The sequence below is a fragment of the Duganella sp. LjRoot269 genome, from assembly GCF_964254095.1.
Classification (GTDB): Bacteria; Pseudomonadota; Gammaproteobacteria; order Burkholderiales; family Burkholderiaceae_D; genus Rugamonas; species Rugamonas hordei.
This window is the reverse complement of record NZ_CAXUSL020000001.1, coordinates 764,841-775,335: the sequence shown is the minus strand read 5'-3', so window position 1 is coordinate 775,335 and position 10,495 is coordinate 764,841. Positions and strand designations below refer to the sequence as shown.

The following is a 10,495-nucleotide window of genomic DNA, read 5'->3' as shown; positions in this document are numbered from 1 at the left end:
TCGATCTGGCTTAGTCCGGCGTGTGGCCGATGGTCGGGTCGCGCTCGATCAGGTCCAGCAGCGCGGCGACGACCTCGGGATCGAACTGCTTGCCGGCGCGGTCCTTAATGTAGGTCATCACTTCGGTGTGCGGCCACGGCTCCTTGTACGGACGCTCGTGCAGCAGCGAGTCGAACACATCGACCACCGCGACGATGCGCGCCGAGATCGGAATCGCGCGCCCCGCCAGCTGGTTCGGATAGCCGTTGCCGTCGAAGTGCTCGTGGTGGCCGCCGGCGATTTCCGCGCCGTAGGTCAGGTAGCTGACGCCGTCGACCATGTGGGCGGCGCGCTCCAGGATCGACTTGCCGACCGCCGCGTGGGTCTGCATCTCGGCCCGCTCTTCCGGCGTATGCGGTCCCGGCTTGAGCAGGATGTGGTCCGGCGTGGCGACCTTGCCCACGTCGTGCAGGATGCTGGCCAGGCCTATCATCTCCAGCAGCTGCGGCGTGATCTCGTCGGCATAGACGCCGCGCTCGGCCAGCCGGTTGGCCAGCGACGACGACAGCATCTGCACCCGGCGCACATGGCCGCCGGTGCCGCTGTCGCGGAACTCGGCCAGGTCGGCCAGCGCCACCACGGTGGCCTCCTGCGCCTTGCGCAGCTGGCCGAACATGTACAGGTTGTCGAACGCGGCGGCGATGCGCTGGCAGAACACTTCCAGCAGGTCGCGCTGGATCTGCGCCAGCGGCCATGGCGGCGTGACGGAAATGGCCACCTCGCGGTTTTCCTGCGTGTGGATGAACAGCACGTTGGCCGGGTGGTCGAACTGGCTCTTTTTCTCGGCGAAGGCCTTGGCGATGGTCGGCCACAGCGGGTGCCCGGTCGGCATCAGTTCCGACTCGTTGAGCTGGGCGTAGCCGCCGGTGGCCGCCACCACGGTGGTGACGCCGGTGTCGCCCTGCATCAGACACAGCACGCCGTCCGAGCCGACGTCGAGGATCGCGCTGACCTGGTTCAGCACGCCGGAGGCGAATTCGCGCAGCGAGTGGATCTGGTACAGGTTGGTGGCGCCGGCCAGGATCTTGCCCAGGCCGATGCGGCTGCGCTCGAGCATGTTCAGGCTTTCGTACGCGCGCAGCGCCGAGATCACCGTGGTGAACAGCTTCTGCGTGGTCAGCTCGGTCTTGGCCTTGTAGTCGTTGATGTCGTATTCGATGATCACGCGCTGCTCGGGCGCCTGGCCCGGCTGGCCGGTGCGCAGCACCACCCGCACGATAGGATTATGCAGTTCCTCGCGGATGCGGCGCGCCAGGATCAGGCCGGCGTCGTCGGTCTCCATCACCACGTCCAGCAGCACCAGCGCGATGTCCGGCGTGTCGCGCAGGATGTCGTAGGCTTCGCGGCCGCTGTAGGCCGAGAACAGTTCCAGCTCGCGGCCCTTGAAGCTGACATTGCGCAGCGCCAGGCGGGTGACGGCGTGGACGTCGACGTCGTCGTCGACGATCAGCACCCGCCATAAACGCTGATCCGGGGCGCCCAGACCGGCGACCGGAAGCTCTTCTTCGTCTTCGTCGATCAGCCAGTTGTCGTCTGCGGCGGTGGAATCGGTCATACGGTCTCCTGGTGGGGCGCTAGGCTAATCTTAAGCCTAGCATAATCAGATTCCCCCCCTGTGACAACCCCCATCGGAAACGATAGCAACAGAGGTGCGCGTTTTTACAATACGCGACTTTTCCAGGCTCGTCATCGCCTGCCGACTCTGATACTCTTGATACGCCATTTGTAAGGATCGCGGCGCCGCGGACGACTGATGCAGGCAACGCGGGGATCAACATTTCAAGGACAATAACAGGGAGCGTTCGTCATGCAAGAAAATGCCTCGGATATCGCCGGCAGGGAGTTCCTGGCCTTCACCCTCGGCTCCGAAGAATACGGCATCGATATCCTCAAGGTGCAGGAGATCCGCGGCTACGAAGCGGTGACCCGCATCGCCAACGCGCCGGAGTTCATCAAGGGCGTGATCAACCTGCGCGGCATCATCATCCCGGTGGTCGACATGCGCATCAAGTTCAACCTCGGCGCGCCGGTGTACGACCAGTTCACCGTCGTCATCATCCTCAACATCAACGGCCGCGTGGTCGGCATGGTGGTCGATTCGGTTTCCGACGTCACCACCTTGACGCCGGAGCAGGTCAAGCCGGCGCCGGAGATGGGCACCGCCTTCAGTTCCGACTACATGATCGGGCTGGGCACCATCGACGAACGCATGCTCATCCTGGTCAACATCGACAAGCTGATGTCCAGCGAAGAGATGGGCCTGATGGATGTCGCCGCCACCTGAACCACACCTCAACTAGGCAATCATGAACCTGACCGACTACAAGATAAAAACCCGTCTCAGCGCCGGCTTCGGCCTGATGGTCCTGCTGATGCTGATCATGATCGCGACGGCGATCGGCCGCTTCGGCTCCATCAGCAGCAGCACCAAGGGCATCGTCGAACGCGACTGGCCCAGCGCCTCGGCGGCCTCCGTCATCGACAGCGCCGCGCGCGAGGACGCGCGCCGCGTGCTGGCCCTGTTCGTCGTCACCGACAAGGCGCTGCGCGCCAAGAGCTACGAGCGGATCGACCAGGACAAGAAGACCATCGACGCCGCGCTGGCGGCACTGGCCACGCTGACCGACACGCCGGAGGAAAAGGCGCTGCTGGCGAAAATCCAGGCCGCGCGCGCCGCCTACAGCGTGTCGTTCCTGAAGGTGGCCGACATGGTCGAGGCGGACGACAGGGACAAGGCCGCCGAGCTGATGAACAAGGAAACCTTCCCCGACCTGGACGCGCTGCTGGAACTGACCAGCGCCATGGTCAAGCAGCAGAAGGCCGACATCGAGGACGGCGGCAAGGTCGCCACCGGCCACATCGATTTTTCGCGCAACATGATGATCGTCATGGGCGTGGTCGCGCTGATCGCCTCGGCCGCCCTGGCGCTGTGGATCACCGCCTCGATCACCGGCCCGCTGGAGGAGGCGGTCGACATCGCCAAGTCGGTCGCCGCCGGCGACCTGACCACCCGCATCGAGGTGCACTCGCAGGACGAGACCGGCGAGCTGCTGACCGCGCTCAAGCACATGAACGACAGCCTGGCTTCCACCGTGCACGAAGTGCGGCGCAGCACCAGCACCATCAGCCAGGCCTCGGGCGAGATCGCCACCGGCAACATGGACCTGTCCGGCCGCACCGAATCGCAGGCCAGCTCGCTGGAGGAAACCGCCTCGTCGATGGAACAGCTGACGTCGACCGTCAAGCAGAACGCCGACAACGCGCGCCAGGCCAACCAGCTCGTGATCTCGGCGTCGTCGGTGGCCACGCGCGGCGGCGAGCTGGTGGCGCAGGTGGTCGACACCATGGGGTCGATCAAGGCCAGCTCCAGCAAGATCGTCGACATCATCGGCGTCATCGACGGCATCGCCTTCCAGACCAACATCCTGGCGCTCAACGCCGCCGTTGAAGCGGCGCGCGCCGGCGAACAGGGACGCGGCTTCGCGGTGGTGGCGTCCGAGGTGCGCAGCCTGGCGCAGCGCTCGGCCACGGCGGCCAAGGAGATCAAGGTGCTGATCGACGATTCGGTGGAAAAGGTCGACGGCGGCAGCGCGGTGGTCGACGAGGCCGGCCAGACCATGGGCCTGATCGTCACGTCGGTACAGCAGGTGGCCGACATCATGGCGGAGATCACCTCGGCCAGCAACGAGCAAAGCCTGGGCATCGAGCAGGTCAACGAAGCGATTTCGCAGATGGACGAGATGACGCAGCAGAACGCCGCGCTGGTCGAGCAGGCCGCCGCCGCCGCGCAAAGCATGCAGGACGAGGCGGCCACGCTGTCGGCCTCGGTCAGCGTCTTCAAACTGAGCGGCGGCCCGGCCGTGGCCGCGCCGCGTCCGGCGGTAAAGGCGGCGCCGGCCAAGGCCGCCGCGCCGCGGCTGACGGCGGCCAAGGCTGCGGCAAAACCAGCCGCGACACCAGCGGCAAAACCAGCGGCCAGGCCGGCAGCCAAGCCGAAGGAAGAACTGGACGGGGGCTGGGAAGAGTTTTGAAGACCCGGTTCTGAAGACTTAGTTGTTGACCGGCGGCGCCGCCACCACTTCCGCGCCGGCGGCCGCCGTCCGGCTCGATTGCGGTCCGGCCGGCGCGCAGCCGCTCTGGTTGGCGCCGATATCGAGGTTCTGGTAGCGGATTTCGTATTTGCCGTTGGCCAGCTTGTCCACCACCAGCTTGTCGTGCGCCTGCACGTAGGCGTAGCGCACATTGGCGTGGCGCTCGGTGTCGTAGACCTTGATGAACACCGACGAGGCATTGCCGGCGTTGTCCAGCGTCAGCTGCATGTCCTCGCCCCGGTTGCTGACCGGGAAGCCGGTCATGTAGCCGGACTGCGTCGGCCACGGCTCGCCGTTCGGCGCGACCAGGGTCTGCGCTTCGGCGTCGCAATCGGCGCCGGCGCTCGGCAATATCACCTGCGACAAGGCCAGCACCTTGATCGGCGCCGGCTTGGCGCCGTTCGCTTCCGGATAATACGGCCGCGTCGTCGCCCAGGCCTCGCGCAGCTCGCTCTTGGCGTCAGGCTTGACGGCGCGCACCTCGGGCTTGGCCGCGGCGTCGTCGTCCTTGCCGGCCTTGCCGCCCCAGGCCGCCGCCAGCGCGGACGACAGCAGGTGCTGATCGGAAACCATGGTCGCGCCGCCGGCCCAGCCCAGCGCCAGGCAGGCCGCCAGGCTGCCCCACAGCCGCCAGCCGCCGAGGCGCCGGGTGTGCTGCACCTCGCTGACATGCTCCGGGCCCCAGGCGCGTTCGGGCGCGTCGTGGCGATGCTTGTCGCCGCCGCGGCCATCCTCGTGGCGGGTGCTCTCCAGCCACTCGATCTCCCACTCCTCGGCGGCGATCCACTCGTCGTGTTCCTTGCGGCGCTGGGCGTCGGACAGGGTGTCGTAGGCGCTGTTGAGAATAGCCATGATGCGCGCAGCCTTCTCATCCCCCGGATTTTTGTCCGGGTGGTATTTTTGGCTGAGCGCCTTGTAGGCGGCACGTATGACTTCCTGCGGCGCCATGCGCGACACCTTCAGGTTGTCATAGTGTGTGTGTATCTTTCCCATCATTCCTAATTGTTTGCCGGCGAGCGCGCGTCATTCATCATATCCGATCTCGCGCCCGCCAACCCGGCGAACTGCTGCGGAAAACGCTTGCTATTCTGCCTATTGTGCCATTCTATCTACAAACGGTGGGTACGGTCGTGGGCTGTAATGGCGTCCGGCAAGATGACGTTCTTGCCGATCACCAATACCTTGAACAGCTCGCCCATCTCGGCCGGCGACAGCAGTTTTTGCAGCGCGCCGGCCTGCGGCAGGTAGGCCATGGTGTCGGACGGGTCGGTGCGCAGCAGCAGCTCGCCGGCGCCGGCGCCGATCAGGAAGCCGGCCTGGTTCATATAGCCCAGCACCTCGACGCCGGCCTCCTGCGCCGCCAGCGCCATCGCGGTGAAATCGACGTGGGCGGTGATGTCCTGCAGGCCGGGGTAATAAAACGGGTCGGCGTGCGCATGGTGGCGGTAGTGGCACATCAGCGTGCCGGCCGCGCGCTGGCCGAAATAATATTCGTGCGCCGGGAAGCCGTAGTCGAACAGCATGGCGGCGTTGGCGCGGCCGTTGCGCAGCATGCGCGCAAGCGTCGCCATGAAGCCGCAGGCCACGCCGTGCACTTCGGTCACGTAACCGACCGGCAGGCTGTCATGTTCGGCGATCTGCAGCGCGATCTGCGCCTGCAGCTCCTCGCCGGCCGGCGCCTCCAGGTAGGCGAAGCGGCCGTCGCGCACCGTCACGCGCAGCTCCTGCCAGCCGTCCGGGTGCTTGGTGACCAGGTGGACCGGCATCGCGTCGAGCACCTCGTTGCCGACCACCACGCCGTCGAAGGCGTCCGGGAACTCGTCCAGCCACACCACCTGTGGAAAGCCGCGCAGCTTTTCCTGCTGGCGCACGCGCAGCTCGCCCGACAGCTCGACGATGAAATAGCGCTCGACGTGCACGCCGGCGACGGCCATCTCGCTCAGGATGTCGAACGCCAGCTTGCCGGTGCCGGCGCCGAATTCGAGGATGTTCGGCGCGCTTTGGGCGATAATAGCGGCTGCGACCTGTGCCAGGGCGGCGCCGAACAGCGGCGTGAGCTCGGGAGCGGTTGTAAAATCGCCATCTTTGCCCAGTTTGGCGGAGCCGCCGCTGTAGTAGCCCAGGTCGGGGGCGTACAGCGCCAGTTCCATATAGCGGGCGAAGGAGATGGCACCGTCGTTGCGCTCGATTTCGGCGGCGATCAGGTGCTGCAGGGCGTGGGACGCGGCCAGCGCGTCACTGGAAGGTACGGGTAGGGACATAACCGGCATTGTAGCGAATCGGCGCGCGTCGCCGCCAGAACCACTCATTTTGGACAGCATGACCACAGCACAGGACAATTCATCCGGGGCCGGAACCGCCCTCGTCACCGGCGCCGGGCGCCGCATCGGCCGCGCCATCGCACTCGGCCTGGCGCGCGCCGGCTGGGACGTGGCGGTGCACTACCGGGCCTCGGAGGCGGAGGCGCGCCAGGTGGCGGCGGAGATCGCCGCGCTGGGCCGGCGCGCCGTCGCGCTGCAATGCGACCTGTCCGACGAGGACGCAGTGCGCGCGCTGCTGCCGCGCGCCGTGGCCGCGCTGGGGCCTGTGGGCTGCGTGGTCAACAACGCCTCGCTGTTCGACTACGACAACGCCGCCGACTTCACCGCCGCCCGGCTGGACGCCCACATGCGCGCCAATGTCGCCGCGCCGGTGCTGCTGGCGCAGGCGCTGCACGCGGCCACGCCGGCCGGCGCGCAAACCGTCGTCATCAACCTGCTCGACCAAAAACTGTACAATCTCAATCCTGATTTTTTGTCGTACACCCTGTCCAAGGCGGCCCTGCACACCGCCACCACGATGCTGGCGCAGCAGCTGGCGCCGACGGTGCGGGTGGTCGGCATCGCGCCCGGCATCACGATGGTGTCCGGCGACCAGACCGAAGCCGGCTTCGCCCAAGCGCACCGGCAAACCCCGCTGGGCCGCTCCAGCACCCCGGAAGATATCGCCGACAGCGTGGTCTACGCCGCCACGGCGCGCGCGCTGACCGGCACCACGCTGCTGGTCGACGGCGGCCAGCACCTGATGGCGCTGCCGCGCGACGTGATGTTTTTGGCCAAATAAATTTAAAATCGAAAGAAGGTTATCCATGCTGTCCGCCCTGATTCACCCGCAACTGAACGACTGCCGCCGCCTGTTCCTGCGCAACTACGAAGTGTTGATCAACATCGGCGTCTACGAGTTCGAGAAAAAGGGCGAGCAGCGTCTGCTGATCAACGTCGACCTGTATATCCCGCTGGCCGTCTCCACCCCGGTCAAGGACCAGCTGGAGGAAGTGGTGGACTACGACTTCATGCGCGACACCATCGCCAAGCTGATGGCGCGCGGCCACGTGCATCTGCAGGAAAGCCTGTGCGACGACATCGTGCACGCCATGCTGGAACACCCGCGCGTGCGCGCGGCCCGCGTGTCGACCATGAAGCCGGACGTGTATCCCGACTGCGAAGGCGTGGGCGTGGAAGTATTCAAAATCAAGGAAAACGTATGAACGCAGTACTGGACAACGTAGCGGCCGCGGCGATCGACAAGCCGGCCGGCAAGTCGGCCGAAAAAATCGCGCTGGAAAACAACAAGCTGCACAAGCGCCTGTGCCGCCTGGTCGGCCAGGCCATCGGCGACTTCAACATGATCGAGCAGGGCGACAAGGTCATGGTCTGCCTGTCGGGCGGCAAGGACAGCTACGCGCTGCTGGACATCCTGATGACGCTGCGCGAGCGCGCGCCGATCGACTTCGAGATCGTCGCCGTCAACCTGGACCAGAAGCAGCCCAACTTCCCCGACCACATCCTGCCGGCCTACCTGAAGCAACTGGGCATCCCGTTCCACATCGAGAACCAGGACACCTACAGCATCGTCAAGCGCCTGATCCCGGAAGGCAAAACCACCTGCTCGCTGTGCTCGCGCCTGCGCCGCGGCATCCTGTACCGCGTGGCCGATGAACTGGGCTGCAACAAGATCGCGCTGGGCCACCACCGCGACGACATCCTCGAGACCTTCTTCCTGAATATGTTCTTCGGCGGGAAGCTCAAGGGCATGCCGGCCAAGCTGGTGTCGGACGACGGCAAGCACATGGTGATCCGCCCGATGGCCTACGTGAAGGAAGAAGACACCGAGCGCTACGCCGAAGTCAAAGGCTTCCCCATCATCCCGTGCGACCTGTGCGGCTCGCAGGAAAACCTGCAGCGCAAGCAGATCAAGGGCCTGATGCGCGAGTGGGAGAAGAAGCATCCGGGCCGCGTCGAGAACATCTTCTCGGCATTGTCGACGGTGGTGCCGTCGCACCTGATGGACCGCGACCTGTTCGGCTTCAAGGACATCAAGGCCGACGGCCAGGCCAACCCGCTGGGCGACATCGCCTTCGACGAGGAGCCATGCTCGACGCCGGCTACCGTGCCCGGCATCATCCCGCTGCAACAAGGCTGACCAGGCCTTACAACACAAAACGGGCCGAGGCCCGTTTTTTTTGCTTGGTTTTTGATTAGTACTTCTGCGCGGTGCGCATCACCGGGTAGAGGTTGAAGCGCTCATCCCATGACGCATGGCGGCGGGCGAAGAATTCCAGCCGCTTGGCGGGGCTCTTGTTGAACTCCGCGTCGCTGTCCAGCTTTTTCTGGAACTCGGCGCGCAGGGCCGGGTCGGCTTCCAGCTGTTCGCGCGCGACGTCCTCGGCCACGTACTCCTCCATGTATTCCTTGCGCTCGAAGGCGTTGTTGAACTCGCCCCAGGCCAGCAGCGAATCGGCGCCGCGCGGCTCCAGCATCGCCATCACCAGGCGCGCCTTCGGCTGCGCGATCGGCACGAACAGCGCGCCCTTGGCCAGGCTGCGGCGCTCGCGCGCCCAGTCGCCTTCCACCGCCAGCGACTGGTGGCCTTCGAACGACTGCGCGCCGAATTTGGTCTTGGTCGCACGGAAGGTTTCGACTTCGGCCGACATCTGGTCCGACGCCACCACCTTGAAGCCGATGCCGTGCTGCGCCAGCTTGGCGCCTACCCATGCGGCATCGGCCGCAGGCACCAGGTAGCCCCCTTGCGGTGCGGCGATCTTCAGGTCAGGCACAACTTCGTCGCGCAGCGGCACGGTCCACATCTGCGGCTTGCTCTCGTCGTAGTGCGTCATCAGGCCGCCCGACACTTCCGAGTAGCCGCGCGCGTATTCATAGCCGGGGAACTGGATGGTCTTGACGTTGAAGGTGGTGCGGTAGCTGATCGGGACCTCGGCGCCGGCCATGGCGGCGGCGCGCGCGTCCGCTTCCTGCGTCAGTTTCTGCCATTCCTTGCCGTGCGCGGCCACCTGCGACAGCAACGAGACGATGGTGTTGCGGGTGATGCGCACGCGGGTCGGATAGTCCTTCCACGAGTGGGTCTCGACCAGCATCGCGAAGCGGTTACGCAGCGGGAAGTAGCCGGTGGAGAAGCGCGGCGTCGCCATGCTGTCGACGAAGCCGGAAGCCGGATCGTCGTCCTTGTCGAACGAAATGTAGTACGGCTTGGGATCGGAACCCTGCGACTTCAGGTCCGCCATGACGGCGTTCTGCAGCGCCGCGCCGGCGGTCTTCAGCGCCTCGTCGCCGCCGTGCACCGGCTCCACCTGGATCGAGACGTCGGGCTGGAACTTGGCGCCGTCGGTCACGTGCAGGTCGATGTAGGCCAGCGGATCCCAGGCGTTCACCAGCGCCAGCATGGCCTGCATTTCCGGCGCGTCGGCCTTGACGTAGTCGCGGTTCAGGTTGTAGTTCTGCGCCGTGGTGCGCCAGCCCATTTCCACCGGGCCGCGCTGGTTCGGACGGTTCCACTTGCCGAAGCGTTCGTGGCCGTCGACGTTGAACACCGGGACGAACAACAGCACCTGCTTGTCCAATGCGCCCGGCGCCGCCTTGTTTTCCAGCGCCTCGCGCACGGCCAGGAAGCCGGCGTCCTTGCCGTCGATTTCGCCGGCGTGGATGCCGCCCTGTATCAGCATGACCGGGATGCCGCGTTTCTTCGCCTGCTCGGCGGTCAGCGCGCCGGTGCGGGTAACCGCCATCGCCAGCATGGTCCGTCCTTCCGGCGTGCGGCCGAAGCTGAAGCAGCGCACCTGCTTCGGATACGCCTTCTGGAAGCGCGCGCACAGGTCGGCGACTTCGTCATAGCGGCCGGTGTTCTGGAAGCCGGAGCGTTCGGAGATCGTACTCAGTGGGGAGGCAGGAGCGGCGGCGAAGGCGCCGGCGGTGGTGGTGGCAAAGGCAAGCAGTATGGCGGAACGAATCATGGACGGGCTTCCAGCAAGGGTTGAGAGGCCGATGCCTGCACCGGCATCGGAGACCTTGAAAATTATAGTCGGCTTTGTG

Annotated in this window: 9 protein-coding genes; 5 read left to right on the top strand and 4 right to left on the bottom strand. The window is 65.8% G+C overall.

Annotation, left to right across the window (positions count from 1 at the left end; translation table 11 throughout):
* Positions 1-10: 10 nt before the first annotated feature.
* Positions 11-1,594: a DUF3369 domain-containing protein gene (locus ACSQ3S_RS03365; RefSeq protein ID WP_176652913.1), complete on the bottom strand. Its 1,584-nt coding sequence runs from the start codon at positions 1,592-1,594 to the stop codon at positions 11-13.
* A 252-nt stretch (positions 1,595-1,846) separates the two neighbouring features.
* On the opposite strand from ACSQ3S_RS03365, the gene ACSQ3S_RS03360 reads away from it, so the two are divergent.
* Both ACSQ3S_RS03360 and ACSQ3S_RS03355 read left to right on the top strand, forming a co-directional pair.
* A complete protein-coding gene (locus ACSQ3S_RS03360) occupies positions 1,847-2,323 on the top strand; it encodes a chemotaxis protein CheW (protein ID WP_176652914.1) in 477 nt (158 codons plus the stop codon).
* A 22-nt stretch (positions 2,324-2,345) separates the two neighbouring features.
* On the top strand, positions 2,346-4,070 hold the full coding sequence (locus tag ACSQ3S_RS03355) for a methyl-accepting chemotaxis protein (RefSeq protein ID WP_436141584.1): 1,725 nt from the start codon (positions 2,346-2,348) through the stop codon (positions 4,068-4,070).
* Positions 4,071-4,088: 18 nt separating this feature from the next.
* Here ACSQ3S_RS03355 and ACSQ3S_RS03350 read toward each other — a convergent pair whose 3' ends face one another.
* Positions 4,089-5,123, bottom strand: a complete 1,035-nt coding sequence (locus ACSQ3S_RS03350) for a J domain-containing protein (RefSeq protein ID WP_436144988.1) — start codon at positions 5,121-5,123, stop codon at positions 4,089-4,091.
* 116 nt (positions 5,124-5,239) lie between these two features.
* Complete coding sequence (locus tag ACSQ3S_RS03345; RefSeq protein ID WP_436141583.1) at positions 5,240-6,391, bottom strand: class I SAM-dependent methyltransferase; 1,152 nt, start codon at positions 6,389-6,391, stop codon at positions 5,240-5,242.
* A gap of 58 nt (positions 6,392-6,449) precedes the next feature.
* Between ACSQ3S_RS03345 and ACSQ3S_RS03340 the strand changes: the two genes are divergently transcribed.
* The 3 genes from ACSQ3S_RS03340 to ttcA are packed head-to-tail and all read left to right on the top strand — an operon-like array spanning position 6,450 to position 8,591.
* Positions 6,450-7,232, top strand: a complete 783-nt coding sequence (locus tag ACSQ3S_RS03340; protein WP_436141582.1) for an SDR family oxidoreductase — start codon at positions 6,450-6,452, stop codon at positions 7,230-7,232.
* A gap of 25 nt (positions 7,233-7,257) precedes the next feature.
* Positions 7,258-7,656 carry a dihydroneopterin aldolase gene (locus tag ACSQ3S_RS03335; RefSeq protein ID WP_176652918.1) on the top strand — a complete coding sequence of 133 codons (399 nt, stop codon included), beginning with the start codon at positions 7,258-7,260 and terminating at the stop codon, positions 7,654-7,656.
* A complete protein-coding gene (gene ttcA, locus ACSQ3S_RS03330) occupies positions 7,653-8,591 on the top strand; it encodes a tRNA 2-thiocytidine(32) synthetase TtcA (protein WP_176652919.1) in 939 nt (312 codons plus the stop codon). The genes ACSQ3S_RS03335 and ttcA overlap by 4 nt, the downstream gene beginning before the upstream one ends.
* A gap of 55 nt (positions 8,592-8,646) precedes the next feature.
* Here the strand turns inward: ttcA and ACSQ3S_RS03325 are convergent, their stop codons facing one another.
* Positions 8,647-10,416, bottom strand: coding sequence for a M14 family metallopeptidase (locus ACSQ3S_RS03325; RefSeq protein WP_436141581.1), 1,770 nt, complete (start codon positions 10,414-10,416; stop codon positions 8,647-8,649).
* Between the last annotated feature and the right edge of the window lie 79 nt (positions 10,417-10,495).